Annotated in this window: 14 protein-coding genes; 12 read left to right on the top strand and 2 right to left on the bottom strand. The window is 36.5% G+C overall.

Going from position 1 to position 14,895, the window contains the following annotated elements; genetic code table 11:
• Positions 1-228: 228 nt before the first annotated feature.
• The 12 genes from T8I65_RS12460 (at position 229) to T8I65_RS12405 (ending at position 13,780) form a co-directional block, all read left to right on the top strand.
• Positions 229-2,415: a glutamine synthetase III gene (locus tag T8I65_RS12460; RefSeq protein ID WP_322300914.1), complete on the top strand. Its 2,187-nt coding sequence runs from the start codon at positions 229-231 to the stop codon at positions 2,413-2,415.
• A gap of 363 nt (positions 2,416-2,778) precedes the next feature.
• Complete coding sequence (locus T8I65_RS12455) at positions 2,779-3,585, top strand: hypothetical protein (RefSeq protein WP_322300913.1); 807 nt, start codon at positions 2,779-2,781, stop codon at positions 3,583-3,585.
• Positions 3,586-3,638: 53 nt separating this feature from the next.
• Positions 3,639-4,133, top strand: coding sequence for a hypothetical protein (locus T8I65_RS12450; protein ID WP_322300912.1), 495 nt, complete (start codon positions 3,639-3,641; stop codon positions 4,131-4,133).
• A 7-nt stretch (positions 4,134-4,140) separates the two neighbouring features.
• On the top strand, positions 4,141-4,878 hold the full coding sequence (locus tag T8I65_RS12445; protein WP_322300911.1) for a CsgE family curli-type amyloid fiber assembly protein: 738 nt from the start codon (positions 4,141-4,143) through the stop codon (positions 4,876-4,878).
• Positions 4,879-4,889: 11 nt separating this feature from the next.
• Positions 4,890-5,291 carry a curli assembly protein CsgF gene (locus T8I65_RS12440; protein WP_322300910.1) on the top strand — a complete coding sequence of 134 codons (402 nt, stop codon included), beginning with the start codon at positions 4,890-4,892 and terminating at the stop codon, positions 5,289-5,291.
• Positions 5,292-5,300: 9 nt separating this feature from the next.
• Positions 5,301-6,689, top strand: a complete 1,389-nt coding sequence (locus T8I65_RS12435) for a CsgG/HfaB family protein (protein ID WP_322300909.1) — start codon at positions 5,301-5,303, stop codon at positions 6,687-6,689.
• A gap of 11 nt (positions 6,690-6,700) precedes the next feature.
• On the top strand, positions 6,701-8,197 hold the full coding sequence (locus tag T8I65_RS12430; protein ID WP_322300908.1) for a carboxypeptidase-like regulatory domain-containing protein: 1,497 nt from the start codon (positions 6,701-6,703) through the stop codon (positions 8,195-8,197).
• Positions 8,198-8,315: 118 nt separating this feature from the next.
• A complete protein-coding gene (locus T8I65_RS12425; RefSeq protein WP_322300907.1) occupies positions 8,316-9,497 on the top strand; it encodes an AIR synthase related protein in 1,182 nt (393 codons plus the stop codon).
• A gap of 832 nt (positions 9,498-10,329) precedes the next feature.
• A complete protein-coding gene (locus T8I65_RS12420) occupies positions 10,330-11,028 on the top strand; it encodes a lysoplasmalogenase family protein (RefSeq protein WP_322300906.1) in 699 nt (232 codons plus the stop codon).
• Positions 11,029-11,090: 62 nt separating this feature from the next.
• Positions 11,091-12,167: a peptide chain release factor 1 gene (prfA, locus tag T8I65_RS12415; protein ID WP_322300905.1), complete on the top strand. Its 1,077-nt coding sequence runs from the start codon at positions 11,091-11,093 to the stop codon at positions 12,165-12,167.
• A gap of 17 nt (positions 12,168-12,184) precedes the next feature.
• Complete coding sequence (pyrF, locus tag T8I65_RS12410; RefSeq protein WP_322300904.1) at positions 12,185-13,003, top strand: orotidine-5'-phosphate decarboxylase; 819 nt, start codon at positions 12,185-12,187, stop codon at positions 13,001-13,003.
• A 3-nt stretch (positions 13,004-13,006) separates the two neighbouring features.
• Positions 13,007-13,780: a helical backbone metal receptor gene (locus tag T8I65_RS12405; RefSeq protein WP_322300903.1), complete on the top strand. Its 774-nt coding sequence runs from the start codon at positions 13,007-13,009 to the stop codon at positions 13,778-13,780.
• Here T8I65_RS12405 and T8I65_RS12400 read toward each other — a convergent pair.
• Positions 13,761-14,021, bottom strand: a complete 261-nt coding sequence (locus T8I65_RS12400) for a Lacal_2735 family protein (RefSeq protein ID WP_322300902.1) — start codon at positions 14,019-14,021, stop codon at positions 13,761-13,763. The genes T8I65_RS12405 and T8I65_RS12400 overlap by 20 nt on opposite strands.
• Positions 14,022-14,113: 92 nt before the next feature.
• Positions 14,114-14,821 (bottom strand): DUF4197 domain-containing protein, encoded by a 708-nt coding sequence (locus tag T8I65_RS12395; RefSeq protein WP_322300901.1) that lies wholly within the window; start codon positions 14,819-14,821, stop codon positions 14,114-14,116.
• Between the last annotated feature and the right edge of the window lie 74 nt (positions 14,822-14,895).

The following is a 14,895-nucleotide window of genomic DNA, read 5'->3' as shown; positions in this document are numbered from 1 at the left end:
CTTAAATCCCTTCGGAAGAAGGGGTGCATAATATTAATTATTGGTTAAAATTGAGAAACAACCCTAAAAAAATAGGGGGTTTTCTTAAAGAGGATGCATTTTTTCCGAAATCTGCACTCTTTTTTTGTTGCATATCGCTTATATTCGCATCTTCAATCGATAATTACTGAATTATTTGATGATTTGATAATTCAATCTTTTATAAACCAACACAATTAATATTTCAGCATGTCAACTTTAAGATTCCAAGCTTTAAAAGAAACATTGAACAGGAAGCCGGTGAAGATCAAGGAACCTCGTAGAAGGTCTGAAATTTTCGGAAAAAATGTTTTCAATGAAACTGTAATGAGACAGTTTTTAACCAAAGAAGCGTACACGAACGTCGTGGAAGCTATGAATACCGGGAAGAAAATAGATCGCAATGTAGCCGATCATATTTCTACCGGAATGAAGGAATGGGCGATCTCTAAAGGAGTTACTCATTATACTCACTGGTTCCAGCCTCTTACGGGAGCAACTGCAGAGAAACATGATTCTTTCTTTGAGCCTTTGGGTGATGGGTCGGCAATCGAAAAGTTTGGTGGAGGACAGCTTGTTCAACAGGAACCAGATGCATCAAGTTTCCCGAATGGTGGAATTAGAAATACTTTTGAAGCTAGAGGTTATACAGCATGGGATCCTACTTCTCCAGCTTTTATCTGGGGGACCACATTATGCATTCCAACAGTATTTGTAGCTTACACAGGAGAGGCACTTGATAATAAGACACCATTACTCAGAGCTTTACAGGCAGTTGATAATGCAGCTACAGATGTTGCAAAATACTTCGATAAGAACGTTAAGAAAGTAAACGCGACTTTAGGATGGGAACAGGAGTATTTCCTGATTGATTCTGCACTTACAGCTTCAAGACCTGATATTACTTTAACCGGAAGAACATTATTAGGACATTCTCCAGCGAAAGGTCAGCAATTGGATGATCACTATTTTGGTTCTATACCTTCAAGAGCGATCGCTTATATGATGGATCTTGAGATCGAGTGTATGAAGCTTGGTATTCCGGTTAAAACCCGTCATAACGAGGTAGCACCAAACCAATTTGAGCTTGCTCCAGTTTTTGAAGAAGCTAACCTTTCTGTAGATCACAATTCATTGATCATGGATGTGATGAAGAGAGTTGGTGAAAGACATAATTTTAGCGTATTAATGCACGAAAAACCATTTGCCGGAATTAACGGTAGTGGTAAACATAATAACTGGTCATTAGCGACAGATACCGGAGTAAACTTACTATCTCCAGGTTCTACGCCAATGAAGAACCTTCAGTTCCTTACATTCTTTGTAAACACGATTAAAGCGGTTTATGATAATGAGGAATTATTAAGAGCTGCGATTGCAAGTGCTTCTAATGACCACCGTCTTGGAGCTAACGAGGCCCCACCAGCAATCATTTCAGTATTTATTGGAAGTCAGCTGACTAAAGTTCTTGATGAACTTGAAAAAGTGACTGATGGTAAACTCTCTCCTCAGGAAAAAACAGATCTTAAATTGAATGTAGTTGGGAAGATTCCTGAAATTCTTCTTGACAATACTGATAGAAACAGAACTTCGCCATTTGCCTTTACAGGGAATAAATTTGAATTTAGAGCAGTTGGTTCTCTTGCGAACTGTGCTGGGGCGATGACCGTACTTAACAGTATCGTAGCTAAGCAGCTTAAGGAATTTAAAGTTGAGGTTGATAAACTTATCAAGGACAAAAAGATGAAGAAAGACGATGCCGTCTTTAATGTCCTGAGAGAATACATTAAAAAATCTAAGAAAATTAGATTTGAAGGAGATGGATATGGTGAGCCATGGGAAAAAGAAGCAGAGAAACGTGGACTTAGTAACAACAGAACTACGCCACTAGCTTTAAAAGCTCAGGTAAGCAAGAAAACAATTGCCCTTTACAAGGAACTTGGGGTAATGAATGAGACTGAGATCGAAGCAAGACACGAGATCGAGCTTGAAGAGTACGCGATGAGAATTCAGATTGAAGGACGTATCCTTGGAGATATCGCCAGAAATCACATCATACCAACTTCGATAAGATATCAGAATATCCTGATCAAGAATGTACGCGGATTGAAAGATATTTATGCTGATGATTTCGCGAGACACGCTAAGGAACAATTGGAAATTATAGAAAGCATTTCTTCTCATATTGCCAGTATCAATTCTAATGTGAATGCGATGATTGAAGCGAGAAAAATTGCCAACAAACTAGAAGATGCTGAAGAGAAAGCATTTGCCTATTGTGATGATGTGAAACCTTACTTCGAAGAAATTAGATATCACTGTGATAAATTAGAGTTATTGGTAGATGATGAAATCTGGCCATTAGCTAAATACAGAGAATTACTTTTCACAAGATAATTTCTGAAGTTTTAGAAAAAAGAAAAACCACGCTTTTAGCGTGGTTTTTTTGTTTAAGATTATCATAGAGATTTCACCTAATTTTTATTAAATGGCATGTTTTTAACCTAATATTTTTTCAGAAAATGGTATTTCAACAATTATTACTGGTATTCATCGATATTTTTTTTCATAACTGTTTAGCTTAAATATATTCGAAGAAGTAATTAAGATTGCAATACTAACCCTACCGCATTCAATTACAACCCTACACTTTAGTTTTCCAAAACATTGTTTGACAATTAGTTAAGCCAATATTCTATGCCCTGAATCTTGGAAGTGTAATTTTTTGTTTAATCAATACTAATCTAAATTTAATTAATTATGAAAAAAGTGATTTTTTGCGCGGGAGCGCTAATGTTTGGGGCAATGTCTTTTGCCCAAGGGCCAACAGGAAACAGCAGTGATGTTGATCAAATTGGAAACAATAATGGATCTGATGTTGATCAAGTAGGTTCTGTTTTAGTTTCGACCGTATATCAAAAGGGATTTTATAACGGTGCACGAGTAAACCAAGAAGCTCAAGCAAATACAGCAAATATAAAACAAGTAGGGGATCGTAATTATGCAATAACTCAACAAAATACTGTACATCCAAATACTGTAAATGCTGGAGACAATGATGCGTCTCAAGAGCAGAGAGGCGATTATAATTCTGCAAGCATTGTACAGGACGTTACTGGGTGGACTTCAGGTAACGGTACTAGGTCTTCAGAAGCTCAACAACTGCAAGTAGGTAAAAGCAACTATGCATCTATAGAGCAATCTGGTCTGAATCTTCGTTCTTACCAGACTCAGCGTGGAAACAATAACAATGCTGTAGATTGGCAAGGAGGAGGACATCATGAATCAGATGTACTTCAAATAGGTAATTACAATAATAGTAATGTATATCAGCGTGGGTCTACACATACTTCCTTAGTTGAACAAAAAGGGGATCGTAACTATTCTGATGTTGACCAAAATGGTGGATGGAAATTTGAATCAGAAGTGTTACAAACCGGGGACTATAATTCTAGTGTTGTTTCCCAATCTTCTTCAGGTTTTCTTCCAGATACAAATCATATTAGTAGTGTGATTCAAAGTGGAAATGGGAATGCATCAAATGTATTTCAACATTATTCAGAATAATTAATATTAGTAAAAGCGGGAATTGAATAATTCCCGCTTTTAAATTTTAGAAAATGAAATCGCTTGCTAAAAATTTGATAATTCTAACGTTCCTAAGTTTAGGAACTTTCTCTTGTTTTTCACAGGATATTCAGCCTAATGTAGAAATTTATAAGATGATAGCACAAATAAAAAATTCTAATTTCTCAGCGAATAATTTGATTAATAATTCAAGCGCTGTCAATATTCAGCAAATTGGCAATAATAATTCTGCTATTGCAAGGTCTTATGCTAGTGGTATTGAAATGAGTTTGTTACAAAGTGGAGATGAAAATTATATAGAATCTATTGTTAATGTGGAAGGATATAAGTTAAATGCCAGCCAACACGGTGACAATAATTATTTTTCAAATATTCCAATATTTTCCGAACCTGGCACCCAATTGGAGGTTATTCAGGAGGGAAATAATCAGCATGTTGAGAATAATGGTGCCAACGCCATCAGTAAAAATATGAGTATTAGAATTATCGGAGATGATCGTATGTTAACTATTCAGAATATAAAGTAATTAAACTGTGGAATCGATTTCCAAATTCTCCTTTCTGCTTTTACTTCTGTCGGCCTGTTCTAGTTATTCTCAAAACTTTAATAAAGAGGTAGAACCTGTCATCAATATTCAGGAAAAATCAAGTGATTTTTATACTATAACAGCATCTGCAAAGAATCTCACCCATACAGCTCTTAGTTTATCTTATGAGCTTTCTGTTATTAAAAAGGGAGACAACAATTCAATAAATAAACAATCAAATTTTTTTAGTCTCCAGGCTTCAGAAATAAAAAGTCTAGCCTCAACCTCTATTAGTCATAATGACAGTACTGAAATAGTCATCCTTCTAATCTTTAAAGATGATAACGAAAATATTATTAGTACCAACCGGAAGTTGATAATATCAAACGAAAACGAGACCAACAGAGATGAGATTTCTTATCAAAAAAACAATGAGGGAATCAAATTAACAGGTTTCGTGACCGAAAACACAAAAACCAAACCAGGTAAAGACTTTTATGATTTCTTTTATCAGCAATACATGCTTAGTGGACTTGAAAGTGAACGCATGATTTCTGTAGGTGAGATTATAAGTTTTGGAAGAACTACCAGGCTCATTGTTGAAGTTGAAGACCGGGTGGTTTATCAATTTTTTGCGCGTCCCAAACTGGATTATTTGAGGGAGAATGCAGATAAAGCAATTAACGAGGTGTCCAGGTATCTTCAATATTTGGAGAATCGAAATGAATATACTAACCAATACTAACTAGTGAAAATATGAAGAAACTTATATTTTTTTCAATTTTAATCTCTTGCCTTGGAATGAGCGCACAGGATCTGGTATACACACCCAAGAACCCCGCTTTTGGTGGAGATACCTTTAATTACCAATGGTTGCTCAGTTCGGCCCAGGCGCAAAACAGTTTTACCGCACCTCGTGATGAACGTGAAGATTTATCTGAACTGGATCAATTCACCGAAAGTTTAAATCGCCAGCTTTTGAGCCAGGTAAGCCGAAATTTATTTTTCACACAATTTGGTGAAGGAGAATTAACAGAAGGAAGATACACTTTTGGGAATCTGGCTATAGATATTTATCCTTCTGATGGAGGGCTCGTCATCGACATTCTTGATACCACTACTGGAGATCAAACCCAAATAACTATACCTAATTCTTAACCTAAATACATGAATATTAAAAATTTATGCCTGATAGGATTAAGTTCCTTGCTCTGTTTATCCTGTAGTACCTACCTCAATCAACCCGTAGACTTTAGAGAAGCCAGAATTGGGGAGAATACGTCTACAACTGAGAAGCTAAAAACGCTTCCGGAACCTGCAGAGAAGGTGGTTGTAGGAGTTTATAATTTTCGAGATTTGACCGGGCAGTATAAAGCATCTCAGTCCGGAAGTACGTTTAGTACAGCCGTAACTCAGGGAGGAACTGCCATTCTTATCAATGCGCTCGAGAATTCGGGATGGTTTACTACTATTGAGAGAGAAAATATAGGAAATCTTTTAAATGAGCGAAATATTATTCGTTCTACTCGACAGGAATACCAGGGAGCTCAAGATAATGAACCCCAAGTACCACCCTTACTTTTTGCTGGTGTATTACTTGAAGGTGGTATAGTGTCTTATGATACTAATATTATAACGGGGGGAATGGGTGCCAGATATTTTGGAATTGGAGGAAGTACGCAATACAGGCAGGATCGTGTTACTGTTTATTTACGCGCAATCTCGACATCCAGTGGTAAAATACTGAAGAATATATATGTTTCCAAAACGATATTGTCTCAATCTCTTGATGCTAGTTTATTTAAATATGTAAAATTTCAAAGACTGCTAGAGGCTGAAGTTGGTGTAACCAGAAACGAACCGGTGCAGCTCGCAGTAACCGAAGCTATTGAAAAAGCAGTGGAAGGCCTTATTATCGAAGGCGTTGAGGATAATTTATGGAAAGTTAAAGATGGACAAGATCAGGATGTGCTGATTCAAGCCTACAGGCAGGAAAAGCAGGAAGCAGATCTGGAGAGTGTTTACGGAGGTAAATTGGTTCAGAGAACATACAGCAGTTCATTGACAGTTAATCTGGGCGGATCTCTAATAAGCGGCGATTTTAACTCGCCGGAGCTAGGTCCTCTGGTCAAGGTTGACTTTTCTCAATATCTTAACAATAGTTTTTATATCAATCTTGGAGCAAATGCATTTGAATTATCCAATAATCCGCATTTTTCTCAGAAATACACGGGCGTAGATGCTAATGCGGGTTTTTTGGTGTTGCCAAATGAAGATTTAAGTCCTTTCGTGCAGGCTGGCGCTGGTTATCTTTTTAGCATAGATAGTAATGCTCCAGATGGTAACGATACATCTTTTTTTAAGGCACAATATGGTCTAGGTCTTGAATACCTTTTAAGCCCTAAAGTAAGCCTAAAGGCTTTCGCAGAACACAATATTACTTTTTCCGATCAACTTGATTTTGTAATAAATGGAAATAGAGATGATCACTATTTCAATTTCAGTGTAGGAGTAAGTTTCAATCTTGGCGCAATGCCGTCTACCAAGTCAAACTAAAATAAATGAGCATGAAAATTGCAAAAATTATATTAATAGCTTTTATCGGTTTATTGATCTCCTGTAGTGAAGAGACAATAGAAACCTTCGGTTCGGGACAAGTTACGGGAATGGTGGTTATGGATGGTTCTAATGAGCCCATTGAAAATGTAAAAATTTCGACCAATCCATCCTCATCAACAGTTTTTTCTGACGAAAATGGTGAATTTATTATTGACGATATTCCGGAAGGAGAATATTCAATTCAGGCCATGAAAGACGGTTACGTCACCACTTTTGAAGGAGCAATTGTTCGTGCAGGTAGTCAGGTCAATGTTATTTTTGAACTAAAACTATCTACAGCGAACAACCGGGCACCCAGTACTCCAGAATTACTTTCCCCTGAGGATGCAGCTACAGTACTAGTTAATGCGGTAGAATTCGTGTGGAATTCTACAGATCCTGAGGGTGATTCCTTAAAGTATCAATTGGAATTGCGCAATGACAGGAATGACGATATCCTAAGATTTTCTGATATAGTAGATACTACATTTACGGTTTCTAATTTGAATAGTGCTTATAAATATTTCTGGCAGGTAAAAGTCAGTGATAGTATTAACGCTACTGTAATTAGCGAAGTACGTTCTTTCAATGTTTTAGAAAGCGCTTCAAGCGCTTATTACTTTGTTAGGGAAGTAGATGGGAATAATGTTATTTTCTCTTCAGATACCGAAGGAAATGATACTAGTTTAACTAGTGAATCAAAGAATAACTTCAGGCCGAGAAAGAATCTAGCCATTGAAAAAGTAGCCTATCTCGGAAACTCAGGTGGAGAACTGCATCTCTTTACCATGAATTATAATGGTTCAGAAAAGAAACAAATCACTAATTCCATTCCAGTTAATGGAATAGATTTCTCCCGAATTGGTTTCTCATGGGCTAATGACGGAGAGAGTTTACTTTTTCCTAATTTCAACAAATTATATAAAACCGGTATTTCCGGTGGCGGGAAGGATATTATTTATGAAGCTCCGTCAGATCGATATATAATGGATATTCGAGAAAGTGAGAATGGAGAATTTATTGCTATTCTTGAGACTGACATTAATGGGTTTTCCGGAAGCCTGTTTTTAATCAATCAACAAGGTGAAAGAATAGAAACAATTATCGAAGGTGAAGCTGGAGTTTTAGACGGCATTGATATTTCGGTAAATAATAGATATATTCTTTACAGTTTAGATGTTTCTGGATACCAATCTGTAGGTGCTCGGCAATTGAATTCTAAAATTTTTGTGTACGACAGAGATAAAAACTTAGCATTTAATCTTAGTGAGGAAAAACCAAATGGCACCAATGATTTCGATCCCAGATTTGCTCCAAACGAAGCTTCGGTAGTTTTTGTAAATTCTTCAAGTGAAGCTGAAGCAATCAAGTCTATTTACCAGGTTAAGTACGATGAAAACTTTAATACTTTCGAAGAGGACCGCGAGATTTTGCTCGAGAATGCTAAAATGCCCGATTGGGAATAACTGTTTAACTATCTTCTAAATCAAACCACGCTATTAGCGTGGTTTTTTTGTTTAAATAGGTCGTATAATTTCCCAGAAGCCTGAAACTAATTATCTTTGAGGATTCTAAGTTATATTCATGAGCAAAGAAATTAGCAAAAGGTATTTAGGCAGGGGTGTATCTGCAGGAAAAGAGGATGTTCACAACGCTATCAAGAATGTAGACAAAGGACTTTTCCCGAAGGCTTTTTGTAAGATCGTACCAGATCACCTAACGGGAAGTGAAGAACATTGTTTGATAATGCATGCCGATGGTGCCGGGACTAAATCATCTCTTGCTTACATGTACTGGAAAGAAACCGGAGACCTTTCGGTTTGGAAAGGGATTGCTCAGGATGCTTTGATTATGAATATAGATGATCTTTTGTGTGTGGGAGCTACCAGTAATATTCTGCTTTCTTCCACTATTGGTCGGAATAAAAACCTAATTCCGGGCGAAGTAATTTCAGCGATTATTAACGGTACAGAAGAATTGATTTCAGAATTACGAAAATTCGGAGTAGAAATACATTCTACTGGTGGAGAGACTGCAGATGTTGGAGACCTGGTGAGAACCATTATCGTTGATTCTACAGTAACAGCCAGAATGCCACGGAATAAAGTGATTGATAATGCGAATATCAAACCTGGAAATCTTATCGTAGGACTTTCATCTTCAGGACAAGCAAGCTACGAAAGTGAATATAATGGCGGAATGGGAAGTAATGGTCTTACTTCTGCACGCCATGATGTTTTCTCTAAAGTTTTAGCTGAAAAGTATCCTGAAAGCTTTGATAGTTCTATTCCTGAAGAACTTATTTATTCAGGTACAAGGAAGTTGACCGATGTTGTAGATGATAGTCCGATTGATGCAGGGAAGCTCGTGCTTTCACCTACCAGAACTTATGCGCCGGTTATTCAGAAATTACTTTCTGATATTGGAGCTGAGAATATTAATGGAATGGTTCACTGTAGTGGAGGTGCGCAAACAAAGATCCTGCACTTTATTGATGATTTGCATATTATAAAAGATAATATGTTTCCTACCCCACCACTTTTCAAACTAATTCAGGAGGAAAGCAAAACGGACTGGAAAGAGATGTATCAGGTTTTTAATATGGGACATCGTATGGAAATTTATATTGATGAGGCTCATGCAGATAAGGTGATAGAAATTTCAAGATCTTTTAATGTAGACGCTCAGGTAGTGGGAAGAGTTGAAACATCTGAAAGTAAAAAGCTTACAATTAACAGTGAATATGGTACGTTTGAGTATAGTTAGGTATACAAATTAACTTCGAATAACCTCGAGCAATGAGCATTCCAGGTTATTAGTTTTATAAAATTGAGATGAAATTCTGGTTTGGCTTACTGGTTTTAGTTATGATCGCTACGAATATACTTGCGATCTATTACTTGGACTCAATAACCGATAGGTGGTTTAGACTACTTGCAACTGTAGTTTTTTTTCTGGTCTTTTTTTTTAAATATAATAGAGATCAAAAATTACTTATTTCATTTTCTTTGTTAACACTATGTGACGGACTATTAATATTTTATGAGAATTCTATAGTTCGAAATATTATATATGTTGTTCGTATATTGGCATATCTGACCATTATCAATTTTCTGTATCCTTACCTTTCACGTCTTCGGTTAAACTTGATTGCATTTATAATCACTGGTTTTATAGTTGCATTGGATGTCTATATGTTGCATGATATGGCAACATATATCCCGGGCTACAAAAATGATATTATTTTTACCATACTGTTTTACACCCTTGGGTTAGTATCCCTGGCCTTAGTTTCAACCTGCATATCTTATTTGAACAGATACGCGGACACTAAGGGTTTCTTATTAGTGGTTATTTCAATATGCCTAGTATTGTCTGACCTAACATTCTATAATGCGTACTATTTAGATTTTAAGGTGTTTTATTATGCAGACAGGATTGTTAATATAATAGGAGTCGCACTGCTGGTTGTCTTTGTGAAAAAATGGATTCAAAAAAAAGAGGACGAGTCTGTAACGGAAATTTAGTAACTTAAAACCGTAATTTAAATCCAGGATTCCCTAAGATTCGTAAATACCTCTCAAAAAAATAACCAAAGATGTTTTCTAAAAATTTTCTTCCAATTGTAGCCGGTATTTTAGTACTAGCAAATGCATTCATAATTTTTGAGTATGATCTGGAAATGATTAGATGGAGTAGATTAATTAGTACTTTTCTCCTTTTTCTAGCATTAATTTGGAAACAGAGATCTGAAAAACTGCTTCTTGCCGCAATACTATTACTTCTAGCCTCTGATGTTCTTTTACTGAATTACGAAAACACATATGTCAATTCAGCTACATTTCTATTACGTATCACCGCATACATTTCTTTTGTAGTGGTCATCCTGCCCGAGATTAAAGATTTAAAAATGAGCATTATTCAGAAAGTTGTATTTGCATTGGTTTTTTCACTGAATATTGGAATGTTATATGTTTTAGTAGATATGATTCCTGAAAAATATGATTATTCCTACCTGAATTTCCTGTTTTATATCTACGGAAGTGCCATGATTACTTTAGTTCTCGCCGCGATATCCTATAGTAATATATATTCTGATACTACTGCTTTTTTCTTTACTGCAGGAGCTTTATGTTTGGTGTTTTCAGATATAATGTCATTTATAGCTTATTATCTGGAATTCTTCGAATTTTATTATCCTGATAGATTTTTCTATATTATTGGTATGGTTTCACTGGTTAAATTTGCTACTTTCAGTAGAAATCATGAACCATTATTGGAAATGGAAAGGCTTTAAAGCTTTTATATGATTTCAACCAAATTATCGTAAATTTGCTAGCCTAAATTCAGCAGGAATATATGATTGAAAGACTTAATATCGTAAAGCAGAGGTTTGATGAGGTGAATGATTTGATCATTCAGCCGGATGTTATATCAGACCAGAAGCGGTATATCGAATTGAATAAAGAATATAAAGATCTTCGGGCATTGATGGATGAACGCGAGAAGTATATAAGTCTTACTGAAAACATTTCGGAAGCTGAAGAGATCATATCTGATGGTAGCGATGCTGAAATGACAGAAATGGCGAAACTTCAAATGGAGGAAGCAAAAAATCAACTTCCTGCGCTAGAGGATAAGATAAGAATGATGCTCATCCCAAAAGATCCGGAAGATTCTAAGAACGTGGTCGTAGAGATTCGAGGTGGTACTGGTGGTGATGAAGCCAGCATTTTCGCTGGAGATCTATATCGTATGTATACTAAATATGTCGAAAGTAGGGGCTGGAAGCATAATATCGTGGATTATAGTGAAGGTACCAGTGGAGGATTTAAAGAAATGATCTTTGAAGTTTCCGGAGAAGATGTGTATGGTACCATGAAATTTGAAGCTGGAGTGCATCGTGTACAACGGGTTCCTCAAACCGAAACTCAGGGCAGAGTACATACTTCTGCCGCAACCGTTATGGTGTTGCCAGAAGCTGAAGAATTTGATGTTCAAATAGATCCAAAAGATGTAAGAATTGATTATTTCTGTTCTTCAGGACCTGGAGGACAGTCAGTAAACACCACATACTCTGCGGTACGTTTAACTCACGAACCTACTGGTTTGGTAGCTCAATGTCAGGATCAAAAATCGCAGCATAAGAATAAGGAAAAAGCTTTCCGTGTTTTACGTTCCAGATTATATGAGCAGGAGCTTGCTAAAAAAATGGAAGCCGACGCTGCAAAAAGAAACTCAATGGTTTCCAGTGGTGACCGTAGTGCTAAGATTCGTACCTATAACTATGCTCAGAGTAGGGTTACAGATCACCGTATCAACCTGACGCTTTACGACCTGTCCAATATAATTAATGGCGATATTCAAAAGATCGTGGATGAATTGCAGCTGGCAGAGAATACGGAAAAGTTAAAAGAGAATTCTGATATTCTTTAAATCTGAATTAATTTAATATGACTTCACAGGAGCTTACTGAGCAAATTTTCAAAAAGCAAACATTTTTGTGCGTGGGACTGGATACCGATATAGACAAAATTCCAACCTACCTGCTTTCAGAAAAAGATCCTGTATTTAGCTTTAATAAGGCCATAATTGACGCTACGCATCAATCTTGCGTGGCTTATAAACCTAATATTGCATTTTATGAAGCGTTGGGTGCCAGTGGATGGAAAAGTCTTAGAAAGACGATCGAATACCTGCATACTGAATACCCAGAGCTGTATACAATCGCTGATGCCAAGCGTGGAGATATTGGAAATACTTCCAGAATGTACGCGAAAGCTTTTTTTGAGGACCTTGGTTTCGATTCTATAACCGTTGCACCTTATATGGGAAAGGACAGTGTAGAACCATTCCTCGAATTTGATAATAAGCATACCATATTACTTGCGCTTACTTCCAATGAGGGAGCTTATGACTTTCAGACCCAGCATATTGACGGTGAAGAACTTTACAAAAAGGTCATTAAAACATCCTTAGACTGGAATAATTCTGAAAACTTGATGTACGTAGTGGGAGCTACCAAAGCGGATTATCTTGCTGAAATTAGAAAGATGATTCCCGATAACTTTTTGCTGGTACCAGGTGTTGGTGCGCAGGGAGGAAGTCTCGAGGAAGTTTGTAAATACGGAATTACTCCTAACGTGGGTTTACTCGTAAATTCTTCCCGTAAGATTATTTATGCTTCAGATTCTTCCAATTTTGCTGAAATCGCTGGTGCAAAAGCTGAAGCTATTCAGATCCAGATGAAGGATGAATTAGCTAAGCTCTGAAATATGCAGTTTCAGGATCAACTCCACCGATCTTTTGAACTCACCTCAATTCCGAAGAGAATAATATCGCTAGTTCCAAGTCAAACTGAATTACTCGTAGATCTTGATTTAGAAGATTCTATAGTGGGAGTCACCCATTTTTGTGTGCATCCTGAAGGACTCAGGAATAAGAAAACCAGCTTAGGAGGAACTAAGAAAGTGAATTTAAGGAAGGTCAGGGATTTAAAACCTGATATTATACTTTGTAATAAAGAGGAGAATACCCGTGAAATGGTAACAGCTCTAACTGAAATCGCGCCTGTTCATTGCTCAGCCGTCGCCAATCTGGAGGATAATGCTCAACTTATTAGAATGTATGGGGAGTTGTTTGATAAAAGAGAGGAAGCCGATTTTTTGATTCAGAATATCGAGAATTCCCGGCAGGATCTGGTGCAAATAGTATCTGATTCGAAACCTAGAAGAGTAGCTTATTTTATCTGGAATAAACCATTGATGGTAGCAGGGCAGGGAACCTTTATCAATGAAATGCTTGCTCTAAATAGGATGATAAATGTTTTCAATTTGGACAGATACCCTGAAACAGATCTTGATACCTTAAGGACTATGGAAATTGATGAGATTCTCCTGAGTTCTGAACCTTTTCCATTTGAACAAAAACATAAAAAAGCCTTCTCAGGAATTTCCGAAAAGGTTACACTTGTGGATGGTGAATACTTCAGCTGGTATGGAAGCCGTGTTTTAAAAGCCTTAAAGTACTTCAGGCAGTTTCACTCCTAGTTTCTACCATTGAACAATCCATTCTTCTAAGCTCAGCCAGAATCTTTTTGGCCCTAAAATTCAATTTATCACTTTGTTCTTTATCTATAAGAGCGATCTTGTAAGCGCGTTGCATCAATCTGCTGTACTTCTCACAAAGACGTTCTTCCTTGGATTTATTTTCGAAAATTCTAAACATATAATACTTAATTGCTTTCCACTCCATCTTCATCTCTCTACGGTACAAAGCTAAGACTAACATAGCTTATAGATTGATAATGTTGAGTTAAGCTTAATTTAAAATAGTAAGTATATAAGAGTGAAAGTGTTAAAAATTTATCTTATGTAAGAATTCTAGGATCTATCCTGTAAGGCAAAAACACGTTTTAATAGGTCTGTAGTTCTGGAGTTCAAAGAATTTCTAATATCCTTTTCCTCTTTCTCAATCATAAGATAAACTCCTTGAAGAGCTTCATTAGTTACATAATCGGTAAGATCTGGATTCACTTTACTTGTAAGAGGAATGGCATTATATTTTTGTATGAGATTAGACCAAACTTTATTTGCTCCAACTTTTTCTAAGGAGTTATTGATGATGGGATTGAACCTGTCATAAAGCTGTGTTTGAGTTTTTGAAGTAAGATAATTTGTTGCTGCGTTGTCTGCACCTAAAAGAATATTTCGAGCATCTGCAAAACTTATTTCTTTCACCGCAGTTGCAAAAACAGGAATGGCTTCTCCTACTGCATCTTCAGCGGCTCTGTTAAGAACTTTTAGACCCTCATCTGCAAGATTATCCAATCCAACATCTCTTAAAGTCTTATCAACTTTCTGCAATTCAGGTGGCAAACTTATACGCACAAGTTCATTTTTAAAGAATCCATCTTCAGTAGCAAGACTGGTCACTTCTTTATCTATCCCGAATTGAAGCGCCTGCTTTAGTCCGGAATTGATCTCCGAATCTGTTACACCATAAGTTGAAGGTATCTGAGTTGCGATTTGTTGTAATTCTGCACAGGAACTTAACGAGAATATTAGTAGTAGACCGAGGAACTTTTTCATGGTAAATAATTTGCTCAAATATACTTGCTAAAATTTTAACGCTTCATCGCATAAAGTTATAATAATATTAAAAC

Source organism: Christiangramia sp. OXR-203, assembly GCF_034372165.1.
Classification (GTDB): Bacteria; Bacteroidota; Bacteroidia; order Flavobacteriales; family Flavobacteriaceae; genus Christiangramia.
This window is presented reverse-complemented; position numbering and strand designations above follow the sequence as displayed.